Consider the following 14653-nt stretch of genomic DNA (forward strand, 5'->3'; position numbering starts at 1 on the left):
GTTAATCGGGACATGACTAAAAGGCCCTTTAACCAAACCAAGACGATGACAGCGCCGCGCCCGACGCGGGCCGCGGCGCTGTTGCTGGCGACGGCACTGTCGATTCCGGTTTTTGTCCTGCTCAGCCTGATCGACTGGCTGCTGCTTTAGCCTGCCAACTGTACCAGAGCATGGCGCTTTTTCCCCGCACTCAGCTTGATCGGGCTGGACAGGGCAGCGGCATCCAGCATCAGCCCGGAGTCCGTCAGTGGCGCGTCGTCCAGCCGCGCACCGTTTTCGGCGATCAGGCGTTTGGCTTCCTTGCCGGATTTGACCAGCCCCGATTTGATCAGCACCTGCACAATCGAAATCCCGCCTTCAATTTCGGCTGCCGATAGCGAAAGCGTGGGCAGGTCGTCGCCGATCCCGCCTTTCTCGAACACCTCGCGGGCCGTGGCCGCTGCTGCGTCAGCGGCATCGCGCCCATGACACAGGGCGGTGATCTCATTGGCCAGCCGGATCTTGGCCTCGTTGATCTCGGCCCCTTGCAGCGCGCCCAGACGGTCGCATTCGTCGACGGGCAGTTCGGTGTACAGTTTCAGGAACCGACCCACATCGGCATCGGTGGTGTTGCGCCAGAACTGCCAGAATTCATAGGGGCTGAGCATGTCGGCGTTCAACCAGATGGCACCGCCCTGGCTTTTGCCCATCTTACGCCCGTCGCTGGTGGTCAGCAGGGGCGAGGTCAGACCATAGATTTCATGATCCAGAACCCGGCGGGTCAGGTCGATACCGTTGACGATATTGCCCCACTGGTCGCTGCCGCCCATCTGCAACAGGCAACCATAGCGGCGGTTGAGTTCCAGGAAATCATAGGCTTGAAGGATCATGTAGTTGAATTCGAGGAAGGACAGCGATTGTTCCCGGTCCAGCCGCGATTTCACCGATTCAAACGACAGCATCCGGTTGACCGAAAAATGCCGTCCGATGTCGCGCAGAAAGTCCAGATAGTTCAGATCGTCCAGCCATTCGGCATTGTTGAGCATCAGGGCGTCGCTGGCCCCGTCGCCATAGGTCAGGTACTTGGCAAACACCTGTTTCATGCCGGCGATGTTGGCGTCGATCTGCTCGGGACCCAGCAGCGGGCGTTCGTCGGAGCGAAACGACGGATCGCCCACCTTGGTGGTCCCGCCGCCCATCAGAGTGATCGGCTTGTGTCCGGTTTTCTGCAACCAGCGCAGCATCATGATATTCAGCAAATGGCCCACATGCAGCGATTTGGCCGTGGCGTCGTAGCCGATATAGGTCGGCACCACGCCCGCAATCATGGCCTCGTCCAGGCCCTGATAATCGGTGCAGTCGGCCAGATAGCCGCGTTCCATCATGGTGGCGATGAAATCCGATTTGGGATGGTAGGTCATGGCTTGCCTCGGGTTTGTGTTGCGGGGCAGTGTATAGGCGGCAGCAGAACAAAGGAAAAGGCCATGAATGGGGCTGTGAGAAGATCGGGGCGGCGCGCCGGACCTTTGGTCGCCGTTGGGATGATGTCGGGCACTTCGCTGGATGGGGTCGATGCGGCGGTGCTGACCACCGACGGGCACAGGATTTCTGCCTTCGGTCCCAGTCGCTATCGCGCCTATGACGACAATGAACGCGGCGTGCTGCGCAGTGCATTGGGCAAATGGCAGGGACCCGAGGTCGACGCCGCCAGCGCTGTGGTCAACCGGGTGCATGCCGAGGTTCTTGATGGGTTCGCGGGGCTGGATCTGGTGGGGTTTCACGGTCAGACCCTGGCGCATGAGCCGCGCGGTCGCGGAACCTTGCAGGTCGGCGATGGCGCAGCCTTGGCGCAGGGCTGCGGTGTGCCGGTGGTCTGGGATTTTCGCAGCGACGATGTGGCGATGGGCGGAGAAGGCGCGCCGTTGGCGCCGTTCTTTCATTTTGCGGCCGCCAAATATATCGGAGCGACCGAGCCGCTGTGTTTTCTCAACCTGGGCGGGGTCGGGAACCTGACCTATGTGGATCCTGGGTTTGATGCGCCCGAGGAACCGGGGGCGCTGCTGGCGTTTGACACCGGTCCGGCGAATGCGCCGGTCGACGACCTGATGTCGGCGCGGTTGGGGCAGGCCATGGACAAGGGAGGAGCCTTGGCGGCGCAGGGCACGGTGGAAAACGGTGCGCTGGAACTGTTCCTGTCCGAATCGTACTTTGCAAGAATACCTCCTAAATCATTGGACAGAAACGATTTTTCAGAGATGATCCAATTGGTGCGCGAGTTGAGCGACGCCAATGCCGCCGCCACGCTGACCGCGATGAGCGCCGCCGCCGTCATGCAGGGTATGGCGCATTGCCCGACGCCCCCGGCGCGGCTGTTGGTGACGGGGGGCGGTCGGCACAATCCGGTGTTGATGGAAATGCTGCGCGTTGCGCTGGACTGTCCGGTGCAGCCGGTCGAGGCGGTCGGATTGGATGGCGATATGCTGGAAGCGCAGGCGTTTGCCTTTCTGGCGGTGCGGGTGGCGCACGGGTTGCCGACGTCCTGTCCGGGAACGACAGGTGTCGGGGCTGCGGTCGGAGGTGGTGTGATCAGCCGACCGCAACCGGCGGGCACGCTGGCCTGAGTGTGGCTTCGGAATTCGGCGTAATCCAAAGGAGCGCGCAGACGCGCGCACGCGATGTATTGTCTGTCGCGTGGCGAAGGCGCCTGGCCCGCTCCATGGGCTTGTGGGCTATGGCAATCGGGCGGAATGTGCCTATGTTCGCCACATGAGCATAATGATCCCTTTCGACAACACCTATGCCCGGCTGCCGACGGCATTTTTCGCGGCCCAGTCGCCCGACCCGGTCAGAGCCCCGCGTCTTGTCGCGTTTAACGAAGATCTGGCAAGGCTGCTGGCAATAGCACCAGGAGAAACCGGGGAAATGGCGCAGATCTTTGCCGGCAATCAGGTGCCGGAGGGGGCCGCGCCGCTGGCCCAGCTGTATGCGGGACATCAGTTCGGGCAGTACAATCCGCAACTGGGCGATGGGCGCGCGGTTCTGTTGGGCGAAACCATTGGCATCGATGGTCAGCGCCGCGACATTCAGCTCAAGGGGGCGGGGCGCACGCCCTATTCACGTGGCGGCGACGGGCGGGCCTGGTTGGGACCGGTGTTGCGCGAATATGTCGTCAGCGAGGCCATGCATGCCCTTGGCATACCGACGACGCGCGCCTTGGCGGCGGTGGAAACCGGCGAGCCGGTCTATCGCGAAGGGGCCATGCCGGGTGCGGTCCTGACCCGCGTTGCGGCCAGCCACCTGCGGGTCGGAACCTTTCAGATTTTCGCGGCGCGAGGAGACAGGGCAAACCTGAAACGGCTGACAGAATATGCGATTGCGCGGCATTACCCCGAGGCCGAAGGACCGATGGGTTTGTTGGCCGCAGTCCGCGATGCGCAGGCGCGCACCATCGCGCGATGGATGGGGGTGGGGTTCATCCACGGGGTGATGAACACCGACAATTCCTCGATCTCGGGCGAAACCATCGATTATGGACCCTGTGCCTTTATGGACGCCTATCATCCGGACACGGTGTTCAGTTCGATCGACCGGATGGGGCGCTATGCCTATTCGAATCAGCCTGACATCGCGGTCTGGAACCTGGCGCAGCTGGCCACATCGCTGATCCAGCAGGTCGAGGACCGCGAGGCGGCGGTCGAAGAGGCCACCGAGATCGTGCATGCGATGCCGGGTCTGATCCGCGCACATTGGCTGGCCACGTTTGGAGCCAAGATCGGGTTGCGCGAGGCGCAAGAGGCGGATGCAGGGCTGATCAGCGAACTGTTGCAGATTATGGCCGATAATCAGGCGGACTTCACCAATACGTTCCGGGCGCTGTCCGGCGATGCGGCGCGCGATCAGTTCACCGACCCGACCGCCTTTGATGGCTGGGCGAGCCCCTGGCGCAGCCGTTTACAGGCCGAGGCGGATCCGGTTGCGGTGATGAATGCGGCCAACCCGGTGCTGATTGCGCGCAATCACCGGATCGAGCAGATGATTCAGGCGGCGGTGGCGGGGGATTACGGCATGTTTGATCGCATAAACCGCGCGCTGTCGCACCCGTACGACGATCAGCCCGACAGCGCCGACCTGATGCGACCGCCGAAACCGGACGAGGTGGTTCCGGCGACGTTCTGTGGCACCTGAGAAGTCAGCGCCGATTGATCAGAAATATCCCGGCCGTGACCAGCAACAGAGCCACCCAGATCTTTGGCCCGATGGTTTCGCCCAGCAGCGCCCAACCGAACAGCACCGCCAGAACCGGGCTGAGAAACGAGAACGACGCAACGCTGTTGGCCGGATAGATCGTTAACAACCAGAACCACATCAGATAACCCAGACCAACCACGATGATGGCCTGAAACCCAAGACCGGCAATGTGGATCCATTGCAGATCGCGAACCAGATCGCCAAACAACGGGGCCAGCGCCAGCAGGACAACGGCTGAGACGGTCACCTGATAGAGCAGTTGCAATTCGTGGCGCATCCGCGACATCGGGGTGACCCGGACCATGATCGCGATTGCGGCCCAACCCAAAGCCGCGCCAAGGGCCAGCAGATCGCCTGCGAGGCTGGCCTGTCCGCTGCTGCGGTCAGAAAAGGCCAAGGCCACACCCGCCAGTGCCAGGGCAAGGCCCAGTCCCCGCCCAGTGCTCAGCCGTTCTCCGGGCAGCAACACATGCGCCGCCAACGCGACCCAGACCGGCATGGAGTAGAAGATGATCGAGGCGCGCGATACGCTGGTCAGATCAAGAGCGCTGTACAGGCATATGAATTCAAAGCTGAAAACAAAACCGGATGCGATTCCCCACCAGGCCGTGCCAACCGGTGAAGCCAGCGGGATTGCCCGCGCGCGCATCCAGATCAGCAGGAAGACCGTGGCCACGGCGGAGCGCAGCGCGGCCTGAAAAACCGGGCCGAACCCTCCTCCGGTGAGCTTGACCACAACCTGGTTGAACGCAAGTATAGCCGCCAGCCCGATCAGGGCAGTTGCTCCAAATCCGTCGATGGCACGTCTTTCATCCATCTGCCCAAAGGACGGGCAGTTGCTTCACAAGTCAAGCGATTGTCCGAAGCGTTTCGCCTTCTGCCTGAGCCATCGGGTTGGATTTAACATGTTGAAATATATGGTTCCGGGCAGCGTCGGGTGAGGCAGGTTTGAGGCAAAGCGCAGTATTTGCGGACTTGCGGAACGGCGCGGCAAACGCCAAGAAGGGTGACATCGTTCACGAGGCGCCCATCTCCGCATGAAGACTTTGATCGCCCAGCCGGTTCAACTGCGATTGGCCAGCTACAATATCCAGAAATGTGTCGGCCTGGATCTGCGGCGCCAGCCACGCCGGATTCTTACGGTGCTCGATGGGGTGAAAGCGTCGATCGTGGTGTTGCAGGAGGCCGACAAACGTCTGCCGCCACGGCCCGCGGCCCTGCCGCATTTTGTATTGAACGAGGCGGGGTGGCAGATTGCCGATCTGGGTGGGGCCGGTTCGTTGGGGTGGCATGGGAACGCCGTGATCTGGCGGGACGACCGCCTCCGGGTGTTGGATACGGGGCATATGACCCTGCCGGGGCTCGAGCCACGCGGCGCGGTCCGGGTCGAATTCGAAACCCCGCTCGGACCTTTGCGGGTCATCGGGTTGCATTTGGGGCTGATCGGACAATACCGGCGAAAGCAGGTGCAGCACCTCGCCCAGGAAACCTTGGATCTGGACGAGATGCCGACGGTCTGGGCCGGGGATTTCAACGAATGGTCGCGCCAGCCGGTGCTGGATCGGTGCGCGCCTCGGATGCGGTTCCTGCCGCCGCACGCCAGCTTTCCGGCGCCACGGCCGATGGGGCCGCTGGACCGGATTGCCGTGGGCTTTGGGCTGGCAGTGCAGAATCACGGGGTCTATACAGACCGTCCGGCGCATATTGCCTCGGATCACTTGCCGATCTGGGCCGATTTGGCGACCGCCTGACCGCTCTGCGGGCCGGTAAAATCGGAATTCCAAAATTTCCCCTTCACAGATGCGCCCGTTCTGTCACTTTGGACCCAGTTATTTTTGGTATTTCAAAAAGGGGACGAACATGAGTTTGATGGGGACACTGGCCAAGATGGCCATTGGATATGCGGCGGCACGGGGCGTGGACAGTCTGGCGCGCGGCAGGGGTGTGGCTGGATTGTCGGGCGGTGCAAAATTGTCCCCAGGCGAAGCGCAGGCAGAGCAGGCACCGGGCATGGCCAACGTGCAGGAAATGATTTCACAGGTGACCGGCGAAGCCGGGATGGGCGGATTTCAGGATATGATCCAGCAGATGACCGGCGGCGCGGGCGGGTTGAGCAACATGCCGGACATGATCAAGAAAATGGCGGAACAGAGCGGGTTTGACCTGTCGGCCATCCTGGGCGGCGGGGCCTCATCGTCCGCAGGCAAGGGGGGGTTATTGTCGGGCGTGCCGTCAGGGGGCGGCGGATTGGCTGGCATCCTGGCCGGATTGGGGGGCGCTGCGGCGCTTGGCGGCAAGGGGGCTGGCGCGATGATGGATCAGTTCAAGGCTGCAGAGGCGGCTCCGCAGGCTGAAGAGGCTGCAGGTCTGATGTTGCGGGCAATGATCCAGGCTGCCAAATCGGATGGCGAGATTGACAGTGCCGAGCAGGACAAGATCATGGAAACAGTAGGCGAGGATGCGAACGCCGAGGATATCGCCTTTGTGCGTGCTCAACTGGCAGCGCCTGTGGATGTCAAGGCGCTGGCTGCGGATACGCCCGAAGCGCTGAAGGCGCAGGTTTATTCCATGTCCCTGATGTCGATCCGGCTGGATACGCAAGGCGAGGCGCATTACCTGGACCGGCTGGCGCGGGAACTGGGGCTGAACCAGCAAGTCGTGAACGCCTTGCATTTGCAGATGGGTGTGCAGCCGCTGTATGGCTGAACGGTTCGCAAGCCCGGACCGTCAGTCAAAGCGATCAGGAGGGCCGCGCGTTATCCGGCCATAAAGGTGATGTACCCGGTCTGGGCCGCCGCCGTGGCAACAGTCCCGATCGGAACAGCGCGGGACGCATCCGTTGGGCGCTCCCCGCTGATGCCCGGCTGATGAATATCACCGTGTATAATATTGGTTTTAAAGGATAAGCAATGATAGGGGCGGTTTATGGATGCGCGTTCATGGATCGGTGTCCCCAATTGCTTTTCGGGAAACCTGCAGGGGGGCAGACTGTGCGATAGACACATCGCCCGCTTGTCCGAGAGAGTGACGCCGCCGAAAAGGCGGCGATCTTTGCGGATCGATTGGCCGTTGGGCTGGGGCTGGATGAACGGGTGATCCATGCCCGGAACGCCCAGATCGGGTGCCTGCCGCCGTATCGTCAGAACTGGCAGGCAAGGCCGGGGTGTCCCCCGACCTTGTGTGGTTCATGCCGCAGACTGTTGTCCGCCGCCACTGCCGCGATTGGGGCCGCGACGACGGCGTGGTCCTCCCGACGGTTTGCCCGCCGCTGCCGGGCCGCCACGACGCTGGCCACCGCGCGCTCCGCCGCCACCGCCACGCTTGGGTTTTGACGGTGCGTCAACCGGATCCCATGGGCGGCCCGAGGCGACCGGGATGGAAATGCCCATAGTCTTCTGGATGGCCTTGAATTCGCCCATTTCGTCGGGTGCGCAGAACGCGATGGCCGCGCCATCCTTGCCCGCCCGCGCGGTGCGCCCGATGCGGTGGACATAGTTGTCCGGCACGTTCGGCAGGTCATAGTTGTAAACGTGTTTCACATCCGGAATATCCAACCCGCGCGCCGCCACATCGGTGGCCACCAGGACCTTGATCTGTCCGGATTTGAACGCGGTGATGGCGCGGTCGCGCTGACCCTGGCTCTTGTTGCCGTGGATCGACGCGGTGGCAAACCCGCGCTTTTCCAGCAGTTTCATCAGCTTTTCCGACCCGTGCTTGGTACGGCCAAACACCAGCGCGCGTTCGTCGCGGTGCTTGTCCAGCAGTTCGATCAGCAGGTTGGTCTTTTCCGCTTTGGCGATGAAATGCACCTCTTGGGTGACCTTGTCGGCGGCTTTGCCGGGGGGGGAAACTTCAACCCGGATCGGGCGGTCCAGATAGCTGCTGGCGATTTCGTTCATCTGCTTGGGCATGGTGGCCGAGAACAGCATGGTCTGGCGCTGTTCGGGCAGCATGGCCGCGATCTTGCGCAGGGCATGGATAAAGCCCAGGTCCAGCATCTGGTCGGCCTCGTCCAGCACCAGAAACTGGCACGATTCCAGCGTCAGCGCGCGACGGTCCATCAGGTCGATCAAACGGCCCGGCGTCGCGACCAGCAGGTCGGTGCCGCGTTCCAGACGGTTGATCTGAGCGTTGATGGATTGCCCGCCCACGACCATACCCACCTTCAGGTGGGTACCTTCGATCAGCGCACGCAGGTTCTGGGCGATTTGCCCGGCCAGTTCGCGGGTCGGAGCCAGCACCAGACCGCGTACAGTGTATCTTTCCGGTTTCTTGCCAAATTCCAGCATCCGCGTCACCAGCGGCAGGCCAAAGGCCAGCGTCTTGCCGGTGCCGGTCTGTGCCAGACCCATCACATCACGCCCGTTCAGCGCATGCGGGATCGCCTGGCTCTGGATCGGGGTTGGATCGGTCATGCCCATCTGGGTCAGGCGTGCCACCAGTTTCGGTGGCAGGTCCATCATGTCAAAGTCGCTCAAGTCAAATCCTTTCGGGCCTGCACGGCGGCAGACCAGTCTTATTGACCGCGCGTTGGCGGCCCTTGGGGGCGCAGAACCTCGGGTCCGGCGGCAACATGCCGCAAACGGACTGGTCCGGCGCTTTGGCCCCACGCGTGATTTTGGGAACATGGTATCGTTGTCTTGCAGTCGGGCCGATTGGGCCGGGCGGATCTGGCCGCTCATGGTCTGTCCTGCTCACGCGGCAGAAGACAACGCTTGAGGCCCAAATGGCGGTTCCGGGGGCACAAGTCAACCCACCGTGTTTCAGGCCCATGCGTCTGGTCCGGATGCGACAAGGTGGGGCATCGGTTCGGCTTTGGCTTTTCCTGCGCTTGTAAATGGATTAGACCAACCGCCACTTTCGCCTTGAAAAGGTCCGTCATGCCCGTGTCCATAATCGCCCGCTGCGAAGCCAAGGGGCTGCGCATGACCGGCCAGCGCCGTATCATCGCGCAGGTGCTTGAAGACAGCACCGACCATCCGGATGTCGAAGAACTGTACGCCCGCGCCAGTGGACTGGATTCGGGCATCTCGATTGCCACCGTCTATCGCACGGTCAAGCTGTTCGAAGAGGCGGGCATATTGGATCGATTGGAATTTGGCGACGGGCGGGCGCGGTATGAAGATGCCGAGCGTGACCATCACGACCACTTGATCGACATGAACTCGGGCGAAGTGATCGAATTTGTCGACCCCGATATCGAGGCGTTGCAGGAAAAGATCGCCGCCAAGCTGGGGTATGAGCTGCGGGGCCACAAGCTGGAGCTTTACGGCGTCCCGGTGCGCAAACGCTAGGCCCGGCCCCGGCGGGTCAGAAACAGCGGAATCAGCACCAGCAACAGCATCAGCCGTGCCACGTGGCAGGCGGCAACGAAGCCGGGGCTGGCCCCCATAGCGGCCCCCAGCGCGATCATCGTTTCCAGCCCGCCCGGGGCAAAAGCCGTCAACACATGCGCGGCGGGCATCTGCAGGGCGGCGGCGACCGGCAGGGCCGCGAGACAGGCCACCAGGACCGAAACCAGCGTGACGGCCAAACCGGCGGGCAGCGTGCCAAGCAGCTGAATACGGCCGATCCCGGCAAATCGCGTTCCAATCAGCGTACCCAAAACCAGAAAGGCAGGTGTCAGCATCGCCGAAGGGATCGCGCCGGGGGTCAGCTCGCTTGCGTGTCCAATGGCCGAAACCGTCATCGCCCCGAGCAGCAGGGGGGCCGGAAACCGAAATCGGCGAAACAACAGTCCGACAATGGCCGCCAATGCGGCCAGGACAAGCATCGTCGAAATTTCCATCGGCGCCCCGCCGCCCAGCGACATCTCGGTAAAATCGTATCCCATGGCGCGGGCGATAAAGGGCACCGAGACGGTCAGGAACAACAAGCGAATCGACTGCACTACGGTGATCCGTGCCACGTCGCCGTGCAAATCCATCGCCAGCCCCAGCACAAAGCTGAGGTGGCCGGGTGCCGAGGCCAGGCTGGCACTGCGTGAATCAAAGCCGAAACCACGCATCAGTACCAGCCGACACATCACCATCGTGACCACCAGCGCCACCGCCAGTACCAGAAAAGCCAGCGGCCAGCGCAGCAGCACAGCCCCGACCTGACTGTCAAATCCGGCGCCGACACCAAGCCCCAGAATCACAAAGCAAATATCGCGCAAAGGATCGGCAACGCCCAGATGCCATCCACCCAGACCCGCCAGACTGACGGCAAGGGCCGGACCCAGCAAAACCCAGGCCGGCACGTTCAGCGCTTGCGCCAACGCTGCGCCGACCGCGCCGACTGCGACAGTCAAAAGCGTTGTCAACGCCGCGTTTGAACCGGCTGGGAAAAGCATGGCGGTGTTTAACATGGCAATGGTGCCGCCACAATCGCCCCCCTTGCGATAGGGGCGAATTTCAGTCACAGCCGATAACAAAGCAACTTTCCGGAAAGAGGCGGCCATGGATAACCTGCGCGGTGCGGCGTTGATGACTCTGGCGATGCTCGGTTTCGCGATCGAGGACATGTTCGTCAAGCTGATGTCAGGTGCGCTTCCGACGTGGCAGATCATCGGGGTGCTGGGCCTGGGCGGGTCGCTGGTCTTTGCGGTGTTGACGCTGATGCGCGGCCAGCCGTTGTTTGTCCGTGCCTATCTGTCCGGGCCAATTCTGCTGCGCAGTCTGGGAGAGCTGGTCGGGACCATCGGCTTTGTCTCTGCTATCGTGTTGACGCCGATTTCGTCGGCTTCGGCGATCTTGCAGGCGACCCCGCTGGTGGTCACGCTGGGGGCGGCGCTGTTTCTGGGCGAGCCGGTTGGCTGGCGCCGGTGGAGCGCGATCCTGGTTGGATTTGTCGGTGTCATGCTGATCATCCGCCCAGGTCTGGACGCGTTTGATCCCTTGTCGTTGCTGGCAGTGCTGGGGGTGGTCGGTCTGGCCATCCGCGATCTTGCAACCCGCAGGATTCCTCCGGTGATTTCGTCGTTTCAGGTCAGTTTCCTGGCCTTTCTGACCTTGCTGCCTGCGGCGGGGCTGATGTCTCTGTTCAGCCCGCAAGAGATGGTCGTGCCGACGCTGCATCTGTGGGGGCTGACCGCAGGGGCGATCACGCTGGGGGTTGCGGCCTATTACGCCATCGTTGCGGCAATGCGCGTGGGCGACGTGTCCTTTGTTACCCCGTTTCGCTACAGTCGGCTGATCTTTGCCCTGATTGTTGGCGTGGTGGTTTTTGGCGAATCCCCGGACCTGCCGATGTTGATCGGCTCGGCCATCATCGTCGCTTCGGGCATCTACACGGTCCTGCGTGAACGTAAATACCGTACCGTGCCGCAACCGGGCCTTTCCCTGCAGTCAAGACAACGCTAAAGACACGCCTGAACCAGCGTAAGGGATAGCAAGCCATGAGCACCATCATCGACATTCACGCCCGTGAAATCCTGGATAGCCGGGGCAATCCCACGGTCGAAGTGGACGTGATCCTGGAAGACGGGACAATGGGCCGGGCAGCCGTACCCTCGGGTGCATCGACCGGTGCCTATGAAGCGGTGGAAAAGCGCGACGGCGACAAGGCGCGCTATCTGGGCAAGGGTGTGCTCGAGGCCGTGGCCGCCGTGAATGGTGAGATCGCCGAAGATCTGCTGGGCTATGACGCCACCGAACAGGTCGCGATCGATACCGCGATGATCGAACTGGACGGCACCGACAACAAAAGTCGCCTGGGGGCGAACGCCATTCTGGGCGTGTCGCTGGCGGTGGCCAAGGCAGCGGCGGATTTCACCACCCAGCCGCTGTACCGCTATGTCGGCGGCACCTCGGCGCGGATCCTGCCCGTGCCGATGATGAACATCATCAATGGTGGTGAGCATGCGGACAATCCGATCGACATCCAGGAATTCATGATCATGCCGGTCAGCGCGCCCACCCTGCGCGACGCGGTGCGCATGGGGGCCGAGGTGTTCCACACGCTGAAGAAAGAACTGTCCGCCGCAGGGCTGTCCACCGGTATCGGTGACGAGGGTGGATTTGCGCCCAATATCGCGTCGACCCGCGAGGCGCTGGATTTTGTGCTCAAATCGGTCGAAAAAGCCGGTTACAAGCCGGGCGAGGATATCTATCTGGCGCTCGATTGTGCCGCGACCGAGTATTACCGCGATGGCCGCTATGAGCTGAAAGGCGAAGGTGTCAGCCTGTCGTCCGAGGAAAACGCCGGTTATCTCAAGGCGCTGGTGGCCGATTACCCGATCCTGTCGATCGAGGACGGCATGAGCGAAGACGACTGGGACGGTTGGAAGATGCTGACCGACGTGTTGGGCGACAAGGTGCAATTGGTCGGAGATGATTTGTTCGTGACCAACCCGGTGCGCTTGGCCGACGGGATTCAGCGTGGCTGTGCGAACTCGATGTTGGTCAAGGTCAACCAGATCGGGACGCTGACCGAAACCCTGCGGGCCGTCGATATGGCACATCGCGCGGGGTACACCAATGTGATGAGCCACCGCTCGGGCGAGACCGAAGATGCCACCATTGCCGACCTGGCCGTGGCAATCAATTGCGGTCAGATCAAGACCGGCAGCCTGGCGCGTTCGGACCGGCTGGCCAAATATAACCAGTTGATCCGGATCGAGGAGTCGCTGGGTGAAGTGGCGGAATATGCGGGCCGTTCGATCCTGAAATGACGGGTCGTCAGATTCGGCAGGCCGCAGGAGATCTTGTTGCGGTGCGCGCATTGTGCCGCTCGCATCGTACGGTGCTCTAGATCGTTCGCCGGACCTGCCGGATTTTCTGGACACAAATTACGGGGCTAGGGATTTCGACACCCTGCTGAACCGCTTGCCGGATCAGAACCGGCATCCGGATGGTGCGGTTTTTGCGGTCGACCCGGCGGCGGGTCGGGCGGTGGAACGACCCATCGGATCGACGCTGACAGCTGCGGGATCGAACGGTTCTATGTCGCCGGGACCTGCTTTGCGCCGATCCCGCAGTTTCATCAGCCCCGAATGCACCTGGCCGCGCATCTGCTGGTCTTTGGTTTGAAATTTTGACGTGGACTACAACCGGCGGCTCATCAGCATGTAGTCCTCCCGCGCCCGGAACCCCGCACGGGCATAGAGCTTCTGGGCCGAACCGTTGGTTCGGTTCACTTCCAGATGCAGCGCTTTGACACCCGCCTGCGCCAACGCCTTGGGCAGTGAAATCAGCGCCTCGGAGGCGATGCCGCGTTTGCGGATTGCGGGGCGCAGATATAGCTCGTCTATGAACCCGTCCATGCCGCCAAATTCCACTGACCAACCGAAAGTCACGATGATATAGCCCATCGGAGCCCGGGCAGGACCCAGCAGGTAGGCCGCACCATGGGGAATGCCCTCCAGCAACGGGGCCAGCCCGGCGCGGCGGGCTTCGTCAGATTGTTCGATGCCGACCTCGGCGTGAAAGGCGGCGACCAATGCGGTCAGCCGATCCAGATCCGCCGGTTTGGCCAGATGCAATGCCGCGCTCATCGTCGGCCCAGCCGCTCGGTCAGCAAGTCGAAAAACCCATCTGAATCCATATCCCCGATGAACAGGGCATTGGGCACCCGGTCCGTGACGCCCCACCAGTCGGCCACGGTCATGCCCATGGTCAGCTCGGACGTGGTTTCGATTTCGACATTCACCCGGCGTCCGCTGAACAGATCCGGGCGGATCAGCCAGGCGGTCACGCAGGGATCGTGGAGCGGTGCGCCGTCGCTGCCGTATTTCTTGCGGTCGAACCGTTCGAAGAAGTCGGTCATCTGCGCCACCGCCATGCCGACCGGGGTGCCGAGGGCGCGAAAAGCGTCGTTTCGGGCTTTGGTCACAAGCGCCTTGTGGGTCACATCCAGCGGCATGACCGTAATGTCGATACCTGACTTAAAAACGATATCAGCGGCTTGGGGGTCGACATAAATGTTGAATTCGGCGGTCGGGGTGATGTTGCCCACCTGAAAATAGGCCCCGCCCATCAACACGACGCCAGCCACACGGTCGACAATGTCGGGCGCTTTGACAAAGGCCATGGCGATGTTGGTCAGCGGCCCCAGCGGGCACAGGGTGACAGAACCGGGTGCCTGTTCACGCAGCGTGCGAATGATGAAATCGACCCCATGCTCGTGCTGCAGTGGCATGGTCGGATCGGGCAGGATCGGGCCGTTCAACCCGGTCTGGCCATGCACATGCTCGGCCGTTACCAGCGGGCGGCCCAACGGGCGGTCACAACCTGCACAGACCGGCACATCCGGACGCCCGGCCAGTTCGCAAACGATGCGCGCGTTCCTGGCGGTCAGAGCCAGCGGCACATTTCCTGCAACTGCCGTGATGCCCACGACTTCGATCTCTTCGGGGCTGGCCAGGGCCAGCAGAATCGCCACCGCGTCGTCCTGTCCCGGATCTGTATCGATAATGATCTTGCGTGCTGTCATGCCGAGTCTCGTT

General features: G+C 62.2%; 15 protein-coding genes. 8 read left to right on the top strand and 7 right to left on the bottom strand.

The features are described 5' to 3' along the window. Nucleotides 1-12: 12 nt before the first annotated feature. Nucleotides 13-150 (top strand): hypothetical protein, encoded by a 138-nt coding sequence (locus NANH_RS28900; RefSeq protein WP_169730246.1) that lies wholly within the window; start codon nucleotides 13-15, stop codon nucleotides 148-150. Here NANH_RS28900 and tyrS read toward each other — a convergent pair. Beyond that, a complete protein-coding gene (gene tyrS / locus NANH_RS0103660) occupies nucleotides 147-1400 on the bottom strand; it encodes a tyrosine--tRNA ligase (RefSeq protein ID WP_027260802.1) in 1254 nt (417 codons plus the stop codon). The two genes, NANH_RS28900 and tyrS, sit on opposite strands and share 4 nt — an antisense overlap. 63 nt (nucleotides 1401-1463) lie before the next feature. Here tyrS and NANH_RS0103665 point away from each other — a divergent pair, with 63 nt between their 5' ends. Together NANH_RS0103665 and NANH_RS0103670 are read left to right on the top strand one after the other, a co-directional pair. Continuing rightward, nucleotides 1464-2600, top strand: a complete 1137-nt coding sequence (locus tag NANH_RS0103665; protein ID WP_036049371.1) for an anhydro-N-acetylmuramic acid kinase — start codon at nucleotides 1464-1466, stop codon at nucleotides 2598-2600. Nucleotides 2601-2745: 145 nt separating this feature from the next. Beyond that, the gene (locus tag NANH_RS0103670; protein WP_027260804.1) at nucleotides 2746-4164 is read left to right on the top strand and encodes a protein adenylyltransferase SelO; all 1419 of its coding nucleotides are present in this window, start codon (nucleotides 2746-2748) and stop codon (nucleotides 4162-4164) included. A 4-nt stretch (nucleotides 4165-4168) separates the two neighbouring features. On the opposite strand, the gene NANH_RS0103675 is transcribed toward NANH_RS0103670, so the two are convergent. After that, on the bottom strand, nucleotides 4169-5044 hold the full coding sequence (locus tag NANH_RS0103675; RefSeq protein WP_027260805.1) for a DMT family transporter: 876 nt from the start codon (nucleotides 5042-5044) through the stop codon (nucleotides 4169-4171). Between the two features lie 220 nt (nucleotides 5045-5264). Here NANH_RS0103675 and NANH_RS0103680 point away from each other — a divergent pair, with 220 nt between their 5' ends. Further along, a complete protein-coding gene (locus tag NANH_RS0103680) occupies nucleotides 5265-5978 on the top strand; it encodes an endonuclease/exonuclease/phosphatase family protein (RefSeq protein WP_027260806.1) in 714 nt (237 codons plus the stop codon). 109 nt (nucleotides 5979-6087) lie between these two features. After that, nucleotides 6088-6933 (top strand): tellurite resistance TerB family protein, encoded by an 846-nt coding sequence (locus tag NANH_RS0103685; RefSeq protein ID WP_027260807.1) that lies wholly within the window; start codon nucleotides 6088-6090, stop codon nucleotides 6931-6933. A 50-nt stretch (nucleotides 6934-6983) separates the two neighbouring features. Here NANH_RS0103685 and NANH_RS0103690 read toward each other — a convergent pair whose 3' ends face one another. Together NANH_RS0103690 and NANH_RS0103695 are read right to left on the bottom strand one after the other, a co-directional pair. Continuing rightward, nucleotides 6984-7328 carry a hypothetical protein gene (locus NANH_RS0103690; protein ID WP_027260808.1) on the bottom strand — a complete coding sequence of 115 codons (345 nt, stop codon included), beginning with the start codon at nucleotides 7326-7328 and terminating at the stop codon, nucleotides 6984-6986. Nucleotides 7329-7412: 84 nt separating this feature from the next. After that, the gene (locus NANH_RS0103695) at nucleotides 7413-8705 is read right to left on the bottom strand and encodes a DEAD/DEAH box helicase (protein WP_027260809.1); all 1293 of its coding nucleotides are present in this window, start codon (nucleotides 8703-8705) and stop codon (nucleotides 7413-7415) included. 402 nt (nucleotides 8706-9107) lie between these two features. On the opposite strand from NANH_RS0103695, the gene NANH_RS0103700 reads away from it, so the two are divergent. Beyond that, nucleotides 9108-9521 carry a Fur family transcriptional regulator gene (locus NANH_RS0103700; protein WP_027260810.1) on the top strand — a complete coding sequence of 138 codons (414 nt, stop codon included), beginning with the start codon at nucleotides 9108-9110 and terminating at the stop codon, nucleotides 9519-9521. On the opposite strand, the gene NANH_RS0103705 is transcribed toward NANH_RS0103700, so the two are convergent. Then, nucleotides 9518-10630: an AbrB family transcriptional regulator gene (locus NANH_RS0103705; protein WP_245601391.1), complete on the bottom strand. Its 1113-nt coding sequence runs from the start codon at nucleotides 10628-10630 to the stop codon at nucleotides 9518-9520. The two genes, NANH_RS0103700 and NANH_RS0103705, sit on opposite strands and share 4 nt — an antisense overlap. 37 nt (nucleotides 10631-10667) lie before the next feature. On the opposite strand from NANH_RS0103705, the gene NANH_RS0103710 reads away from it, so the two are divergent. Together NANH_RS0103710 and eno are read left to right on the top strand one after the other, a co-directional pair. Next, complete coding sequence (locus NANH_RS0103710) at nucleotides 10668-11570, top strand: DMT family transporter (protein WP_027260812.1); 903 nt, start codon at nucleotides 10668-10670, stop codon at nucleotides 11568-11570. Nucleotides 11571-11605: 35 nt separating this feature from the next. Then, on the top strand, nucleotides 11606-12880 hold the full coding sequence (eno, locus tag NANH_RS0103715; protein WP_027260813.1) for a phosphopyruvate hydratase: 1275 nt from the start codon (nucleotides 11606-11608) through the stop codon (nucleotides 12878-12880). Between the two features lie 372 nt (nucleotides 12881-13252). Here eno and NANH_RS0103725 read toward each other — a convergent pair whose 3' ends face one another. Further along, a complete protein-coding gene (locus NANH_RS0103725; RefSeq protein ID WP_027260814.1) occupies nucleotides 13253-13702 on the bottom strand; it encodes a GNAT family N-acetyltransferase in 450 nt (149 codons plus the stop codon). After that, a complete protein-coding gene (locus tag NANH_RS0103730; RefSeq protein WP_027260815.1) occupies nucleotides 13699-14640 on the bottom strand; it encodes a nucleoside hydrolase in 942 nt (313 codons plus the stop codon). The genes NANH_RS0103725 and NANH_RS0103730 overlap by 4 nt, the downstream gene beginning before the upstream one ends. Between the last annotated feature and the right edge of the window lie 13 nt (nucleotides 14641-14653).

It is taken from the genome of Sedimentitalea nanhaiensis DSM 24252 (genome assembly GCF_000473225.1).
Classification (GTDB): domain Bacteria; phylum Pseudomonadota; class Alphaproteobacteria; order Rhodobacterales; family Rhodobacteraceae; genus Sedimentitalea; species Sedimentitalea nanhaiensis.